Here is an 18,995-nt window from a genome sequence, read left to right as displayed (position 1 = left end):
CACCATCGGCAAGCGAGGGGCATCCGTTAGCCGATTACAAGATTGTTTTCGGTACTCTCTTCAGCCCTGCACGTCGAGGAAAAGCGGGAGCGCTGAACTTTGGCTGTCCGGGACGGCACTGAGGGCGTCCAAGTGGGCTAGGGCGTCGTTGCGGACCTTGCCGAGCATGGCCATCGACTCCAGTTGCGCGTCCAGGATCCTGCGCGCCCGGTCCGCCAGCTCCTCAGGAAGTGGTCCGGTCCTGGCCTCGGCAGGCGGATTCCATGGCCCAACCTCGCCGCCGGAGACGGCCACGGCGATGTCCGCTTCGAGCCGGTCCAGGATGTCGGACCATTCCTGTACCGGATCAGCCGACACCGAGTGTGCCGTTCGTCCGTGCCGTCCCGGATACCGTGGCCTGGACCGGCAGCTGCGAAGCGGCGTCGTGCCAGCCTTGCCGGAGCGGCTCCAGGAGCACAATGCATTCCTTGGTCCGGTTGACGTCGCGGTAGATGTTGGCGCCGACCATGGCTTCCATCGCGTACTGGTAGATGCTCAGCAGCCCGGATGCCCCATCCCACACATCGGTCTTCAGGGTGGAGGACAGCTCCGTGACGATCGACTGGGCATGCAGCAGGTTTTCGCTTGCGACACTCCAGTTGGCATTTTCCTGGGCGAACTGGGCACGGTTCAGGTCCAGGAGCAAGCGGTCATAAAGCATCGTGAGAAGCCTGGCCGGCGGCGCCGAGAGTACGGCGTCATCGTTGTACCGGGAAAGCTGGCTGGCGCGGAGGGCTGTGGAGGTCATGCTTTACGCTCCCTATTTCGTCGAGCTCGAAAGGCCGGCAATCTGGCCCGTGAGCCATGATTGCTGGGCGTTGAGTTGGCCAAGGGCGACTTCCATGGCGTTGTACGTGGTTTGCAGGGTCTGCCGCCTGGTGGCCAAGCGCAGGTCCCAGTCGGCGATCTGGCTGCCGAGGTCGGCCACTTCGGATTGTTGGCCCTTGATCAGGGCGGTGACGGAACCAGTGGACGGATCGGTAGCGCTGGTGGCAGCGTCGGACACCCGGGACGCAATGGTCTGGAGAGCTGCCTGCGTCCCGGCGGGATCCGAAGCCAAGGACGATTGGAGCTTGGCCGCGTCAAAAGTGAAGTTTCCATCCCTCGTGACGTTGATTCCGTATTCGGAGGGGGACTTCCCGTTGACCGGCATCGACATGGCGGAGAAGACCTGGTCGTTGACCGAGCGGACACCGCTGTTGCCGCTGAAGATCCCGCCGCTGGCCGCTGAAGCGCCATGAGCGTCGGTCGTCTGGGTCACCGCGCTGTAGATGGACACGAAGCCGAGGACGTCATTGACCGCGTTCACCAAGTCCCCTGCCTTTTTGGTGATCCCTGCGGAGTCGCTCGCAATGTTCACGGTCACTGGTGCTGCGGTAACAGCGGAGGCCGTCACTGACACACCGGGAAGCAAGTCGGTGAACGTGTTGGTTCCGGACGTGATTGTCTGTGCCGCCGGAGTGCCTGCGTACAGGGTTGCTTTGGCATCCCGGGCGGCCTTGATGACGGCGGCGGAAGGGTCAGCCATCAGGTCGGTCGCGGTGCCCGCGCTCACCTGCGCTGCCGCGCCCTGGTAGACGCTGAAGGCTCCAGCCGCGCCTGAAGTGGTTGCGGTCAGCTGAAGGCGATAGGCTCCGTTGCCTGCCGGAACCTTCACGGCACGGGCCGGGCCGGACGCGGCGTTGACTGCCGTTACGACGTCGTCAAGAGAGGTGGATGCGGGCGTGATCTCGGTCTGTTTTCCCGTGGAGTCGACGAGCGTCAGGCGCGCGGGGGCACCCGAGCCGTCCGTGGGCCAGCTGCTCATGGCTGCGGTGACGTCCACTTGGCTCTGGGCCAACTGGGTGACTGTGACGTCGATGGAGCCCGCGGTCGCGGAGGTGGTCGCCGTCGCACTGAGCGCCGGCGAACTCGTGGTGGCGCTAAACAAGTTCAAGGCGTTCACGGCCGAGTCGCCGCTCGCGAGGTCCTTCAGTGATGACAACTTCGAGTTGAGCGACTGAAGGGTCGAAATCATCGTCTGGTCTGACGCTAGCTTCGTCTTCAGTTGTGTCTGCGGTTGTGCCTCCACCGCCATGAGCGAATTAATGATGGAGGTGGTGTTCAAGCCGCTGGCGAGGCCGTCGATCGAGCTTGCCACGTTCGGTCCTTCCGGATGGGTTGGTTATGTGGGCGGGACCGGGACGCGAATGGCGGCCAGGGGTGTGTTCCCGTCCTGGCCGCCATTCGCTGATTACCGGTCAGCTACCGGAAGGTCTTAGCGCAGGAGCGAGAGGACGCCCTGGCCGGACTGGTTGGCCTGGGCCAGCATTGCCGTGCCGGCCTGGGACATGATGTTGGCCTTGGTGTACTTGACCATTTCCGAAGCCATGTCCGTGTCCGTGATGCGGGACTCGGCCGCCTGCAGGTTTTCGCCGGAGACCTGAAGGGTCTTCGTGGCGTGCTCCAAACGGTTCTGGGTTGCACCCAGGTCCGCGCGCTGAGCCGAAACTGCCGCGATGGCGGTGTCAACGGCAGCGATGGTGAGCTGGGCGTTGGCGCTCGTGTCCACCTTGAAGCCTCCAGCACCTGCGGCGCCGGAGAGGCCCGTGGCGCCGGTTCCGACGGCGGTTGCGACGTCGCCGAGGTTGACGGCGATCTTGTCGTTGGCGCTGCCGCCGGTGCCGACCTGGATGTTCAGGGACGCGCCGCTGTTTCCGGCAGCACCCTTGAGCAGATCGATGCCGTTGAACTGGGTGGACTGCGTGAGACGGTCCAGTTCCTTGCCGAGCGAGTCACCTTCGCCCTTGATCGCTGCACGGGAAGCGGTGTTGTTGGTGTCGTTCGAGCCCTGGACAGCGAGGTCGCGCATGCGCTGGAGGATCGAGTGGACTTCCGTCAGTGCGCCTTCAGTGGTCTGGATGACCGAGATGCCGTCCTGGGCGTTACGGGCGGCCACTGCCGAACCGCTGACCTGGGATTTCAGGCCTTCCGAAATTGCCAGGCCTGCTGCGTCGTCAGCTGCACGGTTGATGCGCAGGCCGCTGGAGAGCTTCTCCATCGACTTGGACACGTCGTTCTGCGTGCGGTTGAGGTTGCCGTAAGCGTTGTTCGCCATCAGGTTTGTGTTGATTGCCATGCCCATGATGTATTCCTCCGTGATTGGGTCTGCTGGTACTCCCAGGCCGTCCGTGGCCTGTCACTTCTGGTTATCGGAACAACGGTCACCTTTGGTTAGCAAAACGCCGCAGGAAAATTTGCAACGGCCCACAAAACTCAACACCAGCCACTTGACTGGACAAAGCGAATAAATCATGCATAAACAACGCCTAACGCATGGGCCGCGGCAGCCGATAGTTGTTTTCAGCGCGGTGAAGGCACAGGGGAAGTGCTTTCCCGCGGCAACGCACCCGAAAAACGAACCCGGAACTGGAGTTGACCCGCCATGGCCATCCATGAACTGTCGGCCCTGCTGTGGCGAGAACGTGAGCTACTGGATCTGCTGACATTCAAGTTGGAGGAAGAGCAACTGCTCCTCACGGCAGGAAAATCCCGCTGGTTGCCGCATGGCACCCGGGAAGTGGAACAGGTCCTGGGACACCTGTCCAAGGCCGGGCTTGCAAGGGCGGTGGAAGTGGCGGCGGTGGCAGAGCAATGGGGCTTGCCTGCCGAGTCTTCACTGGGCGAGCTGGCCGCGTCCGCTCCGGAAGAAGCCTGGGCTGATGTCCTGTCCTCGCACCTGAACGCGATGCAGCAACAGACTGCCACCATCAAGGAGTTGCGTGATTCGAACGAGCAGTTCCTTCGCGCGGCCGTCCGTTCCACCCAGGAAACCATGGCGGATCTGAAGCCGGCGGCCGGGACCTACGATTCCCACGGCCGGACAGGTTCCCAAAGCAGGACAGCCGACTCAGCCCCGTCCCGCCTTTTCGACCAGCAATTCTGACCGGAACACGGCGGACAACCAAAGGCCGGACCACTGAGGGCCCGGATCACCCAAAGGACACAGCAGTGAGCACATTCGGCGGACTCAATACGGCCTACCTGGGCCTGACCGCAGCGCAGCAGGGCATCAACGTTGCCGGACAGAACATCGCCAACGCCGGCACTGACGGGTACACGAGGCAGCGGATCGAGCAATCGGCCGTCGGCGCACCGGCACGCACCGGCCTCTTCGCGGCGGGCGCACAGGCAGGTCAAGGCGTGTCGGTGGATGGGATCGCCCGCCTGGGCAACAGTTTCCTCGACGCCGGGGTGCGTTCCGGTGCGGCCCAGGCAGGTTTCGCGGGCTATCGGTCCACCGAACTCCAGCAACTCGAAGGCTCCCTGAACGAGCCCGGCCCCGCGGGAATATCGACGGCGCTCCAAACTTTCTGGTCCTCGTGGCAGGGCGTCTCCAACCACCCGGGAGAAGCAGCCCCGGCTGGCGTGCTGCTTCAAGCTGGCACCACCCTCGTCAACACCGTGTCCGCGGGCTACAGGGCCTTGGATTCCCAGTGGACGCGGATTCGCGGCGAAGCCCAAAGCACCGTCTCCACCCTGAACGACGCCGCCGCCCGGGTGGCCGGTTTCAACGCAACCATCCGTTCCGTCACGGCCTCGGGCGGTTCCGCCAATGAGCTCATCGACGCACGTAACAAGGTGGCTGAAACCATCGCCTCTTTGGCTGGTGGAACTGCCCGGGACAACGCCGACGGCACGATGGATGTCTTCGTCGGCGGTAACGCCATCGTCTCGGGTACTTCCCACCGCGAGCTCACCCTGAGCGGCCAGGCAAGCATGGGCGGCTCGGGTTACGGAGTGCAGTTGGAATGGGCGGACCGCCCCGGTGTGGCGGTTCCGCTCGACGGCGGAAAGCTCGCCGGCGCGGTCTCCCTTCTCGCACCGGCCGCGGGAGGCGCGGGAGGGGCCATCTCCGAGGCCGCCGCTTCCTACAACGCCTTCGCCACCAAACTCATGGACGACGTCAATGCCGTGCATCGCACCGGGCAGTCCACCACGGGCGCCTCGAACCTCGATTTCTTCGCAACCACGCCTGGTGCCCCAGCAGCACTGTCCCTCAGCATTGTCCCGACGAGCGCCGCGGGAATCGCGACCGGTGCTCCGAGTTCCGGCGCCCTCGACGGCAAAATCGCGGACGCCGTTGCCCAAATCGGCACGGGGCAAGGATCCCCTGACGCCCTGTGGTCCGGAATCGTCACTGGGATCGGCACGGCGTCCCAGTCGGCACAGCAGCACCAGCAGCTCGCCGACGCGGCGAGCGCTGCCGCCGTCGGGCAGCGTTCCTCCGGGGCGTCCGTCAGCCTCGACGAGGAGAACATCAGCCTCCTGAGCAACCAGCACGCTTACCAAGCGGCAGCCCGGGCCATGACGGCCGTGGATGAAGCCCTCGATGTCCTGATCAACCACACCGGATTGGTGGGAAGGTAAGCCATGCTGAACCGTGTCACGAACCAAACAATGGCCGCGGCCGCGCAATTGAACCTGCAGGCCGGGCAGGCCAAGCTCGCCGCGCTGCAGGACAAGGCCAGCAACCTCAAGAACATCACCAGGCCCTCGGACGATCCCGCGGCCACGGCGAACCTGCTCGCCACGAAGAGCCAGCTCAGCGCCGCCGGACAGTATTCGAACAACATCAACGACGGCAATGGCTGGCTGACCACAGCCGATTCGGCCCTCGGCCAGGCCACCAACATCCTCAACCGGGTCCGGGACCTCACGGTCCAGGCCGCCAACGGTTCCCTGAACAGCACCGCCAAGGAGGCGATCGCCGTCGAAATCGAAGGACTCAACAAAGACCTTCTCGCCCAGGCGAACATCCAGTACCTGGGCCGCAACGTCTTCGCTGGAAGTTCCGATTCCGCCGGTGCGTTCAGCAGCGCCACGCCGCCTGTATTCAACGGAACGCCGGGCGGCACCGTGGAACGGCGGATCGACGCAACCCAGACGGTCCGGGTAGACGCCGACGGCGGTGCGATCTTCGGGGACGGCGCCGGCTCGGTTTTCGCTTTGGTGAGCAACGTCGTCGCCGATATCCGCTCCGGTGTTGATGTCAGCGCCCGATTGGCGGCGATCGGTGACAAGATCAAGTCGGTCGTCAACGGACGTGCGGATGTCGGCGCCAGGCAGAACAAGCTCATGCGCGCCCAGGACTCCGTCGACGGGCTCAAGGCCTCACTCGACGCACAGCGCTCCGGAATTGAAGACGCAGACATCGGAAAGGTCGTCATGGACTTGAAGCTGCAGGAAACCAACTACCAGGTTGCCCTCGCGGTCACCGCCAAGACGCTCCAGCCCACGCTCATGGATTTCCTCAAATGAGCACGGCACAGGCTTCCCGGGAGTTGAGCTTCACCACGCCCATGCCGGGGCTTGAAGCGTCCGACGGCTTCGCTTTGCGGGGAATCGGGGGCGCCCCCGGGCTCTACGCGATGGAGTCGGCCAGTCCGCGCATCCGGATGTTCCTGGCCGAGGCCGCCGTTTACGTTCCGGGCTACGCGCCCACGATCCCCCGCTCGACGCTGGAGGATCTCGGCCTGGACCGGGCCGAGCTGGCAACGACTCTGGTAGTGGTCAACCCGACTCCGGAAAAGACCACGGTCAATCTCGCCGCCCCCATCGTGCTGAACCCGGAAACCGGACGCTGCACGCAGCTTCTCCTCGACAGCAAGGAATACCCCCTCCGGGCCGAGTTGAGCGCTTAGCGGCGCCCGCTCCTTCTTTTGGTGGGACCCCGACTTGGTGGGATCCCGACTTGGTGAGGTCCCGACTTGTTGAGGTCCCGACGCCCGCTCACCTTTGGGCCGTTTCCGGCAAACGCCCGCTCACTTTGGGCCGTTTCCGGCGGACGCTCGCTCAGATGATCCACCCCGAACCAAAATTGTTTGGCCATAACACTTGCGCCAAGGCTTCTCCGCGTCCATACTAAATGAACGTCATTCATTTAGTGACTCCCGTCTCATACCCCACTGACGGCTTCACGGCATCACCCAGCAACAAACCTTCGGCCCATTTAGAAAGAGCCAAGCACATGACTCAATTAACCCGCCCAAGCGCCAGGAAAACCGTGGAGGCCCACGATCCCGCTGGCACCGAACACGGCATCAGCGGCAAAGGACTCAAGACGGGGCAGCTGGGGCTCCTCGCCGTCGTCGTCCTGGGTATTTCCTCCGTGGCACCCGCCTACAGCCTGACCAGCTCACTCGGCCCGGCGGTCAACGCGGTGGGCCTTCAGTTGCCTGCCATCTTCATTGTCGCCTTCATCCCGATGATCCTCGTGGCGTTCGCTTACAGGGAGCTCAACGCAGACTCCCCGGACAGCGGCACCACGTTCACGTGGGCCACCAAGGCTTTCGGCCCGTTCATCGGCTGGATGGGCGGGTGGGGGCTGCTGGCCGCGAATATCATCGTCCTGTCCAACCTGGCAGGCGTTGCGGTGGACTTCTTCTACCTCTTCCTCGCTCAGGTCTTCGGCAATCCCGATCTTGCCGACCTCACCTCCAACAAGGCCTTGAACATCGCCACGTGCCTGGCCTTCGTGGCACTGGCTGTCTGGGTCAGCTACCGGGGCCTGCACGCCACCAAACTCGTACAGTACGCCATGGTGGGATTCCAGGTAGTGGTCCTTGGCGTGTTCATCGTCATGGCCCTCACCCACGCTTCCTCCGGCGACACCCCCACGGCCATCGCCTTCAGCTGGGACTGGTTCGACCCCACGAAGATCAGCAGCTTCGAGCAGTTCGCTGCGGGCATGTCCCTGGCGGTCTTCGTCTACTGGGGCTGGGACGTCTGCCTGACGGTCAATGAAGAGACGAAGGGCGGCAAAGGCACCGCCGGCAAGGCCGGAACTACGACGGCGATTGCCGTCCTAGGACTCTATGTCGCAGTGATCGTAGCCACGATGATGGTTGCCGGCATTGGCGGCGACGGCATCGGGCTGAACAACCCGGACAACCAGTCCAATATCTTTGCCGCGTTGGCTTCCCCGGTTATGGGTCCCTTGGCCATCCTGATGTCCTTGGCCGTACTCGCAGGCACCGCGTCGTCTCTGCAGTCCACCATGGCCTCCCCTGCCCGAAGCCTTCTCGCCATGGGTCATTACGGCGCCCTGCCGCAGAAGTTCTCCACCGTAAGCAAGCGCTTCGGTTCCCCGGGATACGCCACCATCATGGCCGGGGCAATCTCCGGCGGCTTCTACGCCATCATGAAGGTTGTCAGCGAGAACGTCCTCAACGACACCATTCTGGCCCTGGGCTTGATGATCTGCTTCTACTACGGAATGACTGCTTTTGCCTGCGCCTGGTACTTCCGGCACAGCGTGTTCAGCAGCGTCCGCAACTTCTTCATGCGCTTGCTCTTCCCGGTGGTCGGCGGCGTGGTGCTGACGCTCGTCTTCATCCAGACGGCGGTGGACAGCTGGTCCCCGGACTTCGGCAGTGGTTCCGAGATCTTCGGCGTCGGACTCGTATTCATTATCGGCGTGGGCATCCTGGCCCTCGGAGCGGTGGTCATGGTGATCATGGCCCGCGTCCGCCCCGGCTTCTTCCGCGGCGAAACCCTTCGGAAGGACACGCCGGCCCTCGTGGTACCGGAGTAAAAATCAACATGTCAGAAGTCCTGTTCCGGAATCACCCGGAGCAGGGCTTCTGCCGTGTGTCGGTTCCGACGGCCGCTCACCACATGTGGGCGACGTCGATTACCAGTCGCGTTCCGGTTCCCGGTCCGGCCAGCGTGAAGACCCTGAAGGGGAGCCGCGCGCGGACACCGAGACCAATGCTGGCGTATCCCTCGAAGCTGCCCGCGAAGGCCACTTGCCGGAAGGACTTGTAGTCCGAGACGTTCGTTAGCTCGTTCTTGTCGGCGGGGCTGTACGTGGCATTGCCGTTGGAGTTGTACGCGGGGGCATTGACCGTGACTTGCAGGAACGCATTGCCCCTCAACTCGACGGGAAGTCCCGAGCCGTCGTGCAGTACCTGCGGAACGTAGCGGATTGAATAGCCGGCAACAGCGCCGTTCAGGTCGATCACCAGGCGGTCGAAGCAGCCTTGCTGGCCTGTCCTGACATTGACCACTTGTGCCTGGGTAAGCGCCGGGTTGGACCTCGCCAACGATCCCCAGACGATTCCGCAATACGGTTCTGCGGACGCCGCCCCTGGAGCCACGAGGCCGAGCCCGGCGGCTACTACCAAAGCCGCCAACCACGCATGGAACTTCCTCACTTGGGCCCATCCCCTTGAGTGCTTGAGCGATCCGATAGCTCAAGCGTAGGAGCGTCGGGGCCCTTTCAGGAGCTTCGTATCCGATTCGGCGCCCAACTGTTAGCGGGCCACGCGAAGAGTCACGGGGAGGTGATCCAAGGGGTCGCAGGCCTGCGTCACGCACGGCAACTTTTTAGGGGTCTGCGCCGCTCTGCCAAACCCCGGGATTCCTAGACTCTCGCGGGCGCGATCTGCCAAAAGTCTGCTGGGTGTGACGTGCAAAGCCCCGCCCGACTGGTTTGGTGTTGCTGGATTCCAGGCGTGCGGGGCTGCTTTGCGTGCGGGGTTTAGCCTTCGCAGTCGCGGCAGTACTTGAGGCCGTTCTTTTCCAGCGCGATCTGCGACCGGTGACGGACCAGGAAGCAGGATGAACACGTAAATTCATCTGACTGCTCCGGGACAACGATGACGGTCAGTTCTTCGCCGGACAGATCGGCGCCCGGAAGGTCAATGCCCTCGGCTGTGTCGTTCTCGTCGACATCGATGACAGCAGTCTGGGCACCGGAGCCGCGCGACGCCTGAAGGGCCTCGAGCGATTCGGCGGGAGACTCTTCTTCGGTCTTGCGTGGGGCGTCGTAATCGGTAGCCATTGATTGGTTCACTTTCGTTGCTGCATAGTGCCATTTCAGGCACCTCAGTGAAGCAGTTTAGGGCATAGTACACGCCATCAACGAATAGTGTGTCCAACAAGACATTTGGCCACTCAAAAACCCCGGAATCCCGGGGTTTTAGCTACTCCGCAGCGCGGATTTTCCGCGCCTGGGCGTCCGCGATGGCCACACCGCTGAGGGCCGGGAGCCAGCCGTAGCGGGTGGTTTCAGTGGCTCCGGAGGCCCCCAGCTCGGCGGCATCGTAGAAGTAGGCGGCTTCGATCCAGGCACTGACCTTGGACATGATGGATACGATCATGCCGCCACGCTATCGAGGCTCCGTTCAAGACCGGTTTCCGGTCTGTCACGGCTGTGTTAAATGATCCTGTAGCTCAGAATCCGTGTACCGCCGTCGTCATCACCGTCATCCGGCGCCGCATGAATCAGCAGTCCGGATTCATCTGCGGTGACGGTGACAGGGTTGCGTGTGATGACGTGACCAGCTCTGCTGAACACGCTGATGGGCACGTCCCGTCTGATTCTTTGCCGCAGTGGTTCCACCAACCCCAGTCCCCCGAGTTCAAGGACACCTCCATTGGCCTGCGGCAACAGGGAAATCCCGCTGCACAGCAGAAGGCCCGGCCCCAGCAGCTGGGCATCCTGGTAGTCGACGAAGTGGCCGGGGTTCTCCCACTGATCCACCAGCCGGCCTTCCGTGTCCCAGGTGTAGAGCTGCCGGGAACCCCAGCTTCCGCCGAACACCAGGTCCAGTCCGGGATCGCGCACGATCCAACCGATGTGGTCCTCCACTCGGAATCGCTCACGGACCTCGAAGGTGTCCGGATCGATCGTGTAGACGATGCTTCTGCTCCCGGCGCGGTACTCCGCGACGGAAACCCAGACGTGGTCGCCGTCGAAATCGATACCACCGGGGTGATAGGCCAATCCCTCGCCCACAGGAATATCGCGAAGCAGCCCACCATCTGCGCCGAGGACGAAGACGTGGCCACTCCCCCGTCCGGGGGTGCGTAGCGCCGGATCCACCGCCGGGTGCGGCGCGTCGAGGATCTCAACCGAGGACAAGAACGTCAGTCCCCTGGCGAAGGCCATGCCCTGCGGGTGGTGCGTCGGAAAGTCGAGGTGGATCTCCTCAACCAGGTCGAAGCGGCTCCGCCGGTCAAGAGCGGATACAGCGTCGCTGAGGAGCTCAGTTGCCGGCGTCGTCATGGGCCTGCCGCCACAGATCGAAAAGCTCGGCGGCGTATTCCGGACGGGCAGCCAGGATTCCGCCTTCTTCCGGGAACGTGTCCATCTCGCCTTCGGAATTGAGGACGATGCCTCCGGCCTCTTGAACGACGAGCGTGGCGGCCAGGTGGTCGATCGGGCTGAAACTCCCGATGATTGCCCCCGCGCCACGCCCGGCAGCCACGCCCACCACCGTCATTGTCGCCGAACCCATGATCCGCATGATGCTGTGCCGCTCGCCGAGCCCGGCGAGGAGTTCCAGCATCCCGGGCCACGGCAAGTGCCCCGCGAGTTCGGTCGCCACCACGGTTCCGGCCAGGTCCGCCGTCGAAACTCCCCCAGGAGCCAGCGATAGCGGCTTTCCGTTGAGCCAGGCACCATGACCGGCCCACCCCTCGAAAATCTCGTCACGCCAAGGATCTGCGACGACGGCCACCGCGGGCTTGCGGTCCACCGCCAAGGCAAGAGAGAACGCCGTCCAGGGAATGTGGTTTACGTAATTGGTCGTGCCGTCGACGGGATCAAGGTACCAACACGGTGCGCCGGGCACGGAGACTCCGCCCATTTCCTCGCCTACCACCGTGTGGCCCGGAAGACGGGCGGCAATCACTTCGCGGACGTGGCGCTCGACGGCGACATCGACTTCCGTGACCAGATCGGCAGGGTGCGCTTTGGTCGAGACCAGGCCGCGATCGGCGTCGCGCATGTACCCGACGGCCCATTCGGCCAGCTCCAACGCGACTTTCCGGGACTCGAGAACCTCATCCCCGGCCAGTCCCCCGGGAGCCTGGGCCGAAGCCCATGCTTGCGGGTCTTCGGCGATGGCGCTTTGCAACAGGTCCAGTTGGTTGCTCGTGATCGAGTCCACGCCGAGTCCCAAGGCCCAGCGCATGGTTTCCAAGTCATCGACGGTCCAGCACGCAACCTTGGCCCCTGCTGCATGGATCTGTTCGACCATGTCCTTGCTGAGGACCACGTGCTCTGAATTGACGAACTCAGGATTCAGCTCGGCCAGCAACTCTTCCGGTGGGGCGGTCCTCTTGCTCCAGGGCAGCCAAATCCGGGCGTCCTGGTCAAGGGCGCGGATGATCCGCATTCCGTCCAGGTTTCCGCACCAGGCCACTTCGATGCCGCTTTCGCGCACGACGGCGGCAGCCGCCCCTGCGGGGCCGGGCTCGTCCATGTCGATGAGCAAGGTTGACCGGCGGCCGCGGAAAAGCTCTAGGGCTTCGGAAAGCAAGGGAATCCGCTCCTCGCCGGCGCCCAGTTGCCTGATGCGGTCATAGTCGACGTCTGCAGCGTCGGCGTCGAGGCTCCAGATCCTGAGCAGGGAGGCATCGTGGAGCAGGATCACCTGCCCGTCCTTCGTTACCCGCACGTCTAATTCCACGAGGTCAGCACCCGCGTCGATGGCTGACGCGATGGCGGGCAAAGTGTTCTCGAGATATTTGCTGGAGTCGCCGCGATGGGCGGTGGCACGGGTCCTTGTGGTGTCAACGGTGTTGCTCAAAGTGCGGCACCTCCCTCTGCTACCAGGCGTCCGTCGCGGAAGGTCATGGCCTTTCGGATCCCCGCATATGCCTGTTGGCCTGGCTGCATGAGCTCACCGCTCACAAAGCTTCGGAGCTGGGCGTCGGCCCTGCGCACGTACACTTCCTGGAAGTGTCCGCGGGGGACGACCCTCTCGACCGTCGCCGGGACCGCACCCGCGAAGGGCGCGTCCGCCAGGATGACGTCCTCGGGCCGGATCCCGAGAATGTCCGGGCCCGCGGTGATGAGTCCGTTGTCCAGCGAGCCCTCCAGGCGGTTCATGCTACCGATGAAGGTGGCCACAAACTCGGTTTCCGGGCGGGCGTACAGCGCCTCCGGGGTACTGTATTGCTCGATCCGGCCCGCATTCATGACGGCGATGCGGTCGGACATGGACATCGCTTCTTCCTGGTCATGGGTGACGATGACCGTGGTGATGCCCAGTTCCTGCTGGATCTTGCGGATGTCTTCACGGACTTTGACCCGCAGTTTCGCGTCCAGATTGCTCAAGGGTTCGTCGAGGAGCAAGAGTTTCGGCTCCTGGACGAGCGCCCGGGCCAAAGCCACCCGTTGCTGCTCGCCGCCGGAAATGCGCGCGGGCTTGGAATCCTTGTGGTGCAACAGGCTGACCAGCTCCAGGACGGTTTCCACCCTGTCCTTGATCTCGGCCTTGGACATCTTGCGAAGCTTCAGCGGGAAGCCGACGTTCTTGGCCACGGTCATGTGGGGCCACAGCGCATAGTTCTGGAACACCATGGCGCTGGGACGGTTCTCCGCACCAAGGTGCGACACCTCCTGGCCTTCCACCTCAATGGAACCTGAGTCCGGCTCGAGGAAGCCGGCGATCATGCGCAGCGTCGTGGTCTTTCCGCAGCCGGAGGGCCCCAGCAATGACACCAGTTCGCCCTCCTTGACCGACAGATCGAGGTTGTCGATGATCGTGCGGCCGCCGAGGATCTTGTGGAGGCCGCGGATGGTCAGGCCACCGCCCGACGCCGGAGTACCCGGCTTTGCTGCGCTGGCGGGTGGTTCAGTCAATGGTTCATGAATGGTCATGGGTTCTCTGTCTGACGTTGAGCGCGGGGCGCTATTTAATCTGGAAGCCTTCGGCGAGCTGGCCGCCGAGGATGTGCTTGTGCGCCGCGAGCATGAGGGCAACGGAGGGGATGGCCAGCAAGATCGAGAAGACGGCAGCCACCTGGGTGGGGTAGTTCAGCACCAGGCTGTACATCTGGGTGGGCATGGTCATGAAGGCCGGCGCGCCCACCAAGTACGTTCCTTGTGCTTCGTCGAAGGACGCCAGGAAGGACATCACGGCCGCGACGATAATCCCGGGCAGCGCCATGGGGAGCGTCACTGAGGCGAACACGCGCAATTTGGAGGCTCCGGCGTCGCGGGCTGCTTCCTCCAGGTTTCGCGGCACTGCAGCGAACGCTGCCGCCGGAATCCACGTCATGAAGACCACTGTGCCCAACACGTGGACCACGAGGATTCCCAAAATGGTGTTCATCAGGTTCAGCGCGTAGAAAAGAGCCGCCAGGGTAACGAACAAGCCCATCTTAGGAAAGGCGTTCGTCGCGAACAGGCTGATCAGGAAGAAGCGGCGTCCGGGAAAATCAAAGCGGGCGAAGGCGTAGGCCGCGGGCAAGCAGATGATCGCGGATACAAGAACCGTCAGCGGGGCGAAGAACAAGGAGTTCTGCACCGCGATGCCGAGCGCGCTGTCGTTGACGACAACCTGCCACCAGCGCAATGTCCAGTCATCGGGAAGGAGATTGGGGAAGGTCCAGTTACCGGCGAAGGCGCGGACACCGAGCCAGAGCAAGGGTCCCAGGATGAAAACGACCATGAGCACCACGAACAGGCCCACCAGCGCACTGCGGACAATGGAGTCCAGCGTCAGCGGTCGGCGGGTGCGGGAAGCCGGAGTGATAGCCATCAGACTTTCCCCTGTTCCTTGGCGGAACGGAAGTTTGCCCACACGTAGAGCGCGGCGATTCCGGAGGCAATCAGGAAGACAGTGAAGGCCATGACGGCGGACTGCTGGGGCTGGTTGAAGGCAGAGAAGTAGTTGGACATGTCCACTCCGAGCATGTTCGGTGAATTGGGCCCGGTGAAGTACGGGACCGTGAACGATCCAACAATTCCAATGGCCGTAAAGGTCGTCGCGATGATGATGGGGACTGCCGCCATGGGAACGACCACTGAAACGATCGTGCGCAAGGAGCCGGCACCGGCGTCGCGGGCTGCTTCGATCATGGCGTTCGGCACGGACTGCAGTCCGGACGAGACCATGAGCACAGCGAACGGCAGGGACGTCCAGACCGAGCCGATGATGACCGTGACCATGGTGAAGGCCCACACGGGGAAGTCAAGTCCGAAGAGAGCGAAGACGCTCCGCAGGAAACCCGTGCCGGAGTAGAAGGTCAGGATCGCCCACGAGGCGATGACCACAGGGATGAAAAGCGGCACGATCGCCAGTCCGGAGAGGAGCCGGGCCATTCGACCGCCTTTGAGCTTGAGGTAGAGCCCAATGCCCAGCGCGAGGAAGATGACAGTTGCCGTGCTCACGAGCGTCACGATGACCGTGACCAAGAGATCGCCGAGGAAGCGCTTGTTCGTGAACATCTCCTGGTAGGCCGCCATTGTTCCCCACCATGCGTCTGCCTCGTGCACGTTCTGGCCGATGGTGGCGATGGTGTGGTTCAGCCCGCCGGTCAAGCCGATGCTGAAGCCGAAGGCGAGAACGATCGGGAAGCCGACGAAGATCGCGATCAACAGGATCGGCGGCAGCGCCATGAACAACCCGACGGCGCGTTGGCTCAGTCGCTTGGGGCGCGGGGCACCCGCCGGCGGAACTGTTTGTTGCAGTTCCGCCGGCTTTTGAAGCGTGGTTGTCACTGGCCGGGAACCTTCTGGTCCCAGAGGTTGTTCAGGTCCTTGCCCATCTGGTCGAAGTAGCCCTTGCGCAGGTTGTTGGTGTCTGCGTCCTTGAACTTGTCCTTCACATCCGCCGGCAGTTTGTCGAGGCTGATTGCCGGGAACCCGGACATTTCCTTGATGATCATGGTCTGCGCGTCCGGCGAGAGGACGAAGTTGGCAAGCTTCAGTGCCGCTTCCTGGCGGGGCGAGGACTTGGGAATGCCGAGGTAGGCGGCACCGCCAGTGAAGGACGGGTTGCTGATCTGGGTGGCCTTCACGGTGGACGGGATCTGGCCGTTGGTCAAGCCGGTGATGAACTGGTCAGACCACACCGGAGCCATGGAGATCTGTCCCTTGGCGAGCAGGTCAAGGGTCTGCTGGTTGCCGTTGGGGTAGACGCCGCTCTGGAAGACGGACGAGTTGAGGTCTTTCAATGTCGCGAAGCCCTGGTCCCAGTACTTCTCGAGGTCCTTCTCGTAGCCCACCGTCATCTTGGCGCGGGCGTCGGCGGGGACGAACTTGTCCAGAACGGTGGCAACGAATGCACCGCCGGACCCTCCCGACTTGGGCGAGTTGTAGGTGAACTTGCCCGGGTTTGCCTTGATCCAGGCGAGCAAATCGTCAAGGGTCTTCGGCGGTGTGGCAACTGTCTTGGTGTCATATGCCAGGAGTACCGCGGAGCCACGGTACGGGATACCGCCGGTGCCGCCCGCCTTGATGACGTCCTGCGGGACATCGTTCAAGGCGGAAATCGTCTGCGCGCTCACGGAGGTCAGCAGATTGGCTGCCGAGGCCTTGGAGACAAAGCCGCCATCGACGAGGTCGAAATCAGGTTCCTTGTTCTGCTCCGTGGCGCTGGTTAGTTTCGCCAGGGTCTGGGCATCGTGCTCGCCGTGCAGATCGAGGGTGACCTTAACGTTGTAGCCGGGGTTGGCCTTCTCGAAGGCGGGAACGAGGCTCTTCTCCCACAGCTTCTGGACGTTCGTGTCGCCGCTGATGAACACGGTGATCGTCTTATCCGGTGATGCGCTGGCGCCATTGTTCTGGGCCGAAGCGGTACTGCTTTGAGCGCAGCCGGTCACAGCGGTGGCTGCAACAACGGCGACGGCGGCCGCTGCTAGGAAGCGGTTGGTCATGGTGTTCCTTCATCTTGAACCGAAAAGTCCCCCAAGGGCAGGAACTACCATCCAAGGGCAAGGTGAAGGAGCGGGTCATGTCCTATGAATCCGGGGTGAACCGAAGGAAGAATTAACGCAAATATGTCAGGACATACGAACAACAGTACGAAACGCGTGGCAGTGGAATCGCCCTACTTGAGTACTCGCTTCCGATTGATCGTCATGAAGGTGACCAGGACGGCTATTGCCGCGGCGAGGACCAGGCTGACGGGGCCGGTACCCCAGTCGAGTCCCCCTCGGTCGGGGGAAACAGCCGTCCAGTCAGAGAAAGATGCCCCCAACGGTCTGGTCAGGATGTACGCGAACCAGAAGGCGGGGATCGCAGCCAGCAGGCGACGCCAGTGGGCCAGTGCCGGGACGGCGATGACGACCGCGAACATGATTCCTGAGGCGAGGTAGCCCAGGCCGAGCGAGTAGGCAGTCAGGTCTCCGGTAGCCGTGCCAAGTGCGAAGGTTGTCAGCACCGCAGCCCAGTAGAAGGACTCCCGACGCCGGGTGGTGATGCTGTGGATGGAGAGGGTCTTTTCGCTCCGGTGCCAAAGCAGGAAAACGACGGCAAGCGCCACGGTGAAGAACAGGGTCGACACAAGGTAGGGGACGCCAAGCCCGACGTGGACGGCGTCCGCAGCCATGGTCCCGAACACGCTGACCATCGCGACGGCGGTCCAGTACACCCAGGGGATGTACCGGCGGGCCCGGAACTGCAGGACCAACGAAATCACCAATGCCGCGAACCCGAGGCCCAAAGCGATCTCGGGTTCGAAACGGTGGACAAGGAAATCCGACGTCGTTTCGCCCATCCCGGTAGTGAGGATCTTCACGACCCAGAACAGGACGGTCACCTCGGGTACTTTCGAGGCGGAGGCTCGGGAGACGGTGTTTTGCCGTTGCTCGCCGACAGCTACGGTGTCCTTGGTCCGCGGGCTAGCGGTGAGTTCTTCGGGCATCATGGCCACCATTGTTCACGGCTTTCCCGAGCGTTTCCCGAATGTGACACGCGGCGTTCCGCCCCGACACGGTGGCGAAGCCCCCCAAGCAACCCCGCCACATTCGCGGGATAATGGAACTATGGCCGATCAGGATCAGGATCCTTGGGATGAGTTCGACAGGCTCAAGCCCGCGGGACACGATCGCGTCCATGGCTATCCCGGAGGAGAACCCTTGGGATTTGGCTTCAAGACGGGTGTGCGGAGCGCAAGAGTGGCCTTCGGTTTCGCCGTCTACACACTGGTCCTCGGAACCGTACTCGTCCTTGTCGGGATCATTGACTTTATTGGCACGGGCGAGTTGCTGTGGCTCGGATTGATGGTGCTCATCGAGGCCGCCTTCATCTACGGATTCATCCAGCTGGCGCACCAAGCACGGAACCGACGCTCCACTTAGACGCGTCCGTTTTCAAAGAATTACAACCCCTCTGCGATGCGCTTGATCGCGGCCAGGCGGCGGTCCCACTCTGCGCCGATGCGATCGAGGCTGCGTGCCGTTTCGCTCAGCTGCGAGCCGAGCACCCTGTAGCGCAGTTCGCGGCCCACGCGCACCGATTCAACGAGTCCGGCCTCCTGCAGCACAGCGAGGTGCTTGGCGATCGCTTGTCGGGTGACCGGGAGCCGCCCAGCGAGGGCCGACGCCGATGCGTCGCCCTCGCCGAGGGCGGCCAGGATGCTCCACCTCGTCTCGTCGCCGAGCGCGGCGAACACAGGAACCAGGGTGCTCGCGGTCACGACCCACCCTCGACATACGCGGCCAGCTCGTCGAGTTCCGAGTCCCAGCCCTGGCGGTGGCTCTCCATGTTGAACGCAGGATCGCTCGTCGCGTCGAATCCGGTCTCGACGACGGTGAGCTGCGTTCCGCCGTCGAGCACTTCAAGCGTGAAGCGGAACACGGTCGAGTGGTCAGGGTCGACCTCGGCCGGCTGGGTGCCGCGCGCGTCGTCGTTGCTCCAGCGGTAGGCAATCATTCGCGGCGGGTCGAGCTCCTCGATCCGCACCGGGAAGGCGCCGTATCCTTCGAAAGAAAAGACACCGCGGCCTCCAACGGCCACCTCGTCAAGGACGGCGGTTTGTCCGAACCAGCGCGCAATGTGCTCGGCTTCGGTGATCGCGGCCCACACCTTCTCGATGGGTGCCGCGATGGTGATGGTGCGCCTCACGGTGAATTCGCCGGCGTCGACAACAGAGGCCTGGTTTGCAGTCATAGTCATGATTCTGTTCCTTTCAGTCAGCTACTGCAACTACAGGGTTGCATTAACCCCAAGA

General features: G+C 63.2%; 22 protein-coding genes. 6 read left to right on the top strand and 16 right to left on the bottom strand.

Annotation, left to right across the window (positions count from 1 at the left end; genetic code table 11):
- Window positions 1-60: 60 nt before the first annotated feature.
- The 4 genes from LFT47_RS04035 to LFT47_RS04020 all read right to left on the bottom strand — a co-directional run bounded on the left by LFT47_RS04035 (window position 61) and on the right by LFT47_RS04020 (window position 3,163).
- Window positions 61-357, bottom strand: coding sequence for a hypothetical protein (locus LFT47_RS04035; RefSeq protein WP_236815519.1), 297 nt, complete (start codon window positions 355-357; stop codon window positions 61-63).
- Window positions 347-787, bottom strand: coding sequence for a flagellar export chaperone FliS (gene fliS / locus LFT47_RS04030; protein WP_236815517.1), 441 nt, complete (start codon window positions 785-787; stop codon window positions 347-349). Before fliS ends, LFT47_RS04035 begins: the two co-directional genes overlap by 11 nt.
- Window positions 788-799: 12 nt before the next feature.
- On the bottom strand, window positions 800-2,179 hold the full coding sequence (gene fliD, locus LFT47_RS04025) for a flagellar filament capping protein FliD (protein ID WP_236815515.1): 1,380 nt from the start codon (window positions 2,177-2,179) through the stop codon (window positions 800-802).
- Between the two features lie 117 nt (window positions 2,180-2,296).
- Entirely contained in the window at window positions 2,297-3,163 is an 867-nt protein-coding gene (locus LFT47_RS04020; protein WP_272909607.1) for a flagellin N-terminal helical domain-containing protein, read from the bottom strand.
- Between the two features lie 300 nt (window positions 3,164-3,463).
- Between LFT47_RS04020 and LFT47_RS04015 the strand changes: the two genes are divergently transcribed.
- The 5 genes from LFT47_RS04015 (at window position 3,464) to LFT47_RS03995 (ending at window position 8,614) form a co-directional block, all read left to right on the top strand.
- Window positions 3,464-3,964, top strand: a complete 501-nt coding sequence (locus tag LFT47_RS04015) for a flagellar protein FlgN (RefSeq protein ID WP_236815511.1) — start codon at window positions 3,464-3,466, stop codon at window positions 3,962-3,964.
- A 65-nt stretch (window positions 3,965-4,029) separates the two neighbouring features.
- Window positions 4,030-5,448, top strand: coding sequence for a flagellar hook-associated protein FlgK (gene flgK / locus LFT47_RS04010; RefSeq protein ID WP_236815509.1), 1,419 nt, complete (start codon window positions 4,030-4,032; stop codon window positions 5,446-5,448).
- A 3-nt stretch (window positions 5,449-5,451) separates the two neighbouring features.
- Window positions 5,452-6,339 (top strand): flagellar hook-associated protein FlgL, encoded by an 888-nt coding sequence (gene flgL / locus LFT47_RS04005; protein ID WP_236815502.1) that lies wholly within the window; start codon window positions 5,452-5,454, stop codon window positions 6,337-6,339.
- Window positions 6,336-6,722 (top strand): flagellar assembly protein FliW, encoded by a 387-nt coding sequence (fliW, locus tag LFT47_RS04000; RefSeq protein WP_236815500.1) that lies wholly within the window; start codon window positions 6,336-6,338, stop codon window positions 6,720-6,722. Before flgL ends, fliW begins: the two co-directional genes overlap by 4 nt.
- 326 nt (window positions 6,723-7,048) lie before the next feature.
- Window positions 7,049-8,614 (top strand): APC family permease, encoded by a 1,566-nt coding sequence (locus tag LFT47_RS03995; protein ID WP_236815498.1) that lies wholly within the window; start codon window positions 7,049-7,051, stop codon window positions 8,612-8,614.
- Between the two features lie 76 nt (window positions 8,615-8,690).
- Here LFT47_RS03995 and LFT47_RS03990 read toward each other — a convergent pair whose 3' ends face one another.
- The 10 genes from LFT47_RS03990 to LFT47_RS03945 form a co-directional block, all read right to left on the bottom strand.
- Window positions 8,691-9,236, bottom strand: coding sequence for an AMIN-like domain-containing (lipo)protein (locus LFT47_RS03990; RefSeq protein WP_236815496.1), 546 nt, complete (start codon window positions 9,234-9,236; stop codon window positions 8,691-8,693).
- Window positions 9,237-9,562: 326 nt separating this feature from the next.
- A complete protein-coding gene (locus tag LFT47_RS03985) occupies window positions 9,563-9,865 on the bottom strand; it encodes a DUF4193 domain-containing protein (RefSeq protein ID WP_028266109.1) in 303 nt (100 codons plus the stop codon).
- A gap of 142 nt (window positions 9,866-10,007) precedes the next feature.
- The gene (locus LFT47_RS03980) at window positions 10,008-10,184 is read right to left on the bottom strand and encodes a hypothetical protein (RefSeq protein WP_236815494.1); all 177 of its coding nucleotides are present in this window, start codon (window positions 10,182-10,184) and stop codon (window positions 10,008-10,010) included.
- 56 nt (window positions 10,185-10,240) lie between these two features.
- Window positions 10,241-11,092, bottom strand: a complete 852-nt coding sequence (locus tag LFT47_RS03975; protein WP_236815492.1) for a DUF6454 family protein — start codon at window positions 11,090-11,092, stop codon at window positions 10,241-10,243.
- On the bottom strand, window positions 11,073-12,620 hold the full coding sequence (locus LFT47_RS03970) for an inositol monophosphatase family protein (protein ID WP_236815490.1): 1,548 nt from the start codon (window positions 12,618-12,620) through the stop codon (window positions 11,073-11,075). Before LFT47_RS03970 ends, LFT47_RS03975 begins: the two co-directional genes overlap by 20 nt.
- The gene (locus tag LFT47_RS03965; RefSeq protein ID WP_236815488.1) at window positions 12,617-13,696 is read right to left on the bottom strand and encodes an ABC transporter ATP-binding protein; all 1,080 of its coding nucleotides are present in this window, start codon (window positions 13,694-13,696) and stop codon (window positions 12,617-12,619) included. The genes LFT47_RS03970 and LFT47_RS03965 overlap by 4 nt, the downstream gene beginning before the upstream one ends.
- Window positions 13,697-13,727: 31 nt before the next feature.
- On the bottom strand, window positions 13,728-14,579 hold the full coding sequence (locus LFT47_RS03960) for an ABC transporter permease (protein WP_236815486.1): 852 nt from the start codon (window positions 14,577-14,579) through the stop codon (window positions 13,728-13,730).
- Window positions 14,579-15,541, bottom strand: coding sequence for an ABC transporter permease (locus LFT47_RS03955; RefSeq protein ID WP_236815484.1), 963 nt, complete (start codon window positions 15,539-15,541; stop codon window positions 14,579-14,581). Before LFT47_RS03955 ends, LFT47_RS03960 begins: the two co-directional genes overlap by 1 nt.
- Window positions 15,538-16,698: an extracellular solute-binding protein gene (locus LFT47_RS03950; RefSeq protein WP_236815482.1), complete on the bottom strand. Its 1,161-nt coding sequence runs from the start codon at window positions 16,696-16,698 to the stop codon at window positions 15,538-15,540. The genes LFT47_RS03955 and LFT47_RS03950 overlap by 4 nt, the downstream gene beginning before the upstream one ends.
- Before the next feature lie 173 nt (window positions 16,699-16,871).
- Window positions 16,872-17,690 (bottom strand): COG4705 family protein, encoded by an 819-nt coding sequence (locus LFT47_RS03945; protein WP_236815480.1) that lies wholly within the window; start codon window positions 17,688-17,690, stop codon window positions 16,872-16,874.
- Window positions 17,691-17,808: 118 nt separating this feature from the next.
- On the opposite strand from LFT47_RS03945, the gene LFT47_RS03940 reads away from it, so the two are divergent.
- Entirely contained in the window at window positions 17,809-18,123 is a 315-nt protein-coding gene (locus LFT47_RS03940) for a hypothetical protein (RefSeq protein ID WP_236815478.1), read from the top strand.
- A gap of 20 nt (window positions 18,124-18,143) precedes the next feature.
- Here the strand turns inward: LFT47_RS03940 and LFT47_RS03935 are convergent, their stop codons facing one another.
- Both LFT47_RS03935 and LFT47_RS03930 read right to left on the bottom strand, forming a co-directional pair.
- Complete coding sequence (locus tag LFT47_RS03935) at window positions 18,144-18,461, bottom strand: ArsR/SmtB family transcription factor (protein WP_236815476.1); 318 nt, start codon at window positions 18,459-18,461, stop codon at window positions 18,144-18,146.
- On the bottom strand, window positions 18,458-18,940 hold the full coding sequence (locus LFT47_RS03930) for an SRPBCC family protein (protein WP_236815474.1): 483 nt from the start codon (window positions 18,938-18,940) through the stop codon (window positions 18,458-18,460). The genes LFT47_RS03935 and LFT47_RS03930 overlap by 4 nt, the downstream gene beginning before the upstream one ends.
- Window positions 18,941-18,995: the final 55 nt, after the last annotated feature.

It is taken from the genome of Arthrobacter sp. FW306-2-2C-D06B (genome assembly GCF_021789175.1).
Taxonomy (GTDB): domain Bacteria; phylum Actinomycetota; class Actinomycetes; order Actinomycetales; family Micrococcaceae; genus Arthrobacter.
This window is presented reverse-complemented; position numbering and strand designations above follow the sequence as displayed.

Coding starts and splice junctions, on each gene's coding strand:
- LFT47_RS03960 (WP_236815486.1), bottom strand. CDS start 14,579: ATGGCTATCACTCCGGCTTCCCGCACCCGCCGACCGCTGACGCTGGAC.
- LFT47_RS03980 (WP_236815494.1), bottom strand. CDS start 10,184: ATGATCGTATCCATCATGTCCAAGGTCAGTGCCTGGATCGAAGCCGCC.
- LFT47_RS04015 (WP_236815511.1), top strand. CDS start 3,464: ATGGCCATCCATGAACTGTCGGCCCTGCTGTGGCGAGAACGTGAGCTA.
- LFT47_RS04020 (WP_272909607.1), bottom strand. CDS start 3,163: ATGGGCATGGCAATCAACACAAACCTGATGGCGAACAACGCTTACGGC.
- LFT47_RS03995 (WP_236815498.1), top strand. CDS start 7,049: ATGACTCAATTAACCCGCCCAAGCGCCAGGAAAACCGTGGAGGCCCAC.
- flgL (WP_236815502.1), top strand. CDS start 5,452: ATGCTGAACCGTGTCACGAACCAAACAATGGCCGCGGCCGCGCAATTG.
- LFT47_RS03950 (WP_236815482.1), bottom strand. CDS start 16,698: ATGACCAACCGCTTCCTAGCAGCGGCCGCCGTCGCCGTTGTTGCAGCC.
- LFT47_RS03965 (WP_236815488.1), bottom strand. CDS start 13,696: ATGACCATTCATGAACCATTGACTGAACCACCCGCCAGCGCAGCAAAG.
- LFT47_RS03945 (WP_236815480.1), bottom strand. CDS start 17,690: ATGATGCCCGAAGAACTCACCGCTAGCCCGCGGACCAAGGACACCGTA.
- LFT47_RS03940 (WP_236815478.1), top strand. CDS start 17,809: ATGGCCGATCAGGATCAGGATCCTTGGGATGAGTTCGACAGGCTCAAG.
- LFT47_RS03985 (WP_028266109.1), bottom strand. CDS start 9,865: ATGGCTACCGATTACGACGCCCCACGCAAGACCGAAGAAGAGTCTCCC.
- fliS (WP_236815517.1), bottom strand. CDS start 787: ATGACCTCCACAGCCCTCCGCGCCAGCCAGCTTTCCCGGTACAACGAT.
- LFT47_RS03975 (WP_236815492.1), bottom strand. CDS start 11,092: ATGACGACGCCGGCAACTGAGCTCCTCAGCGACGCTGTATCCGCTCTT.
- fliW (WP_236815500.1), top strand. CDS start 6,336: ATGAGCACGGCACAGGCTTCCCGGGAGTTGAGCTTCACCACGCCCATG.
- LFT47_RS03930 (WP_236815474.1), bottom strand. CDS start 18,940: ATGACTATGACTGCAAACCAGGCCTCTGTTGTCGACGCCGGCGAATTC.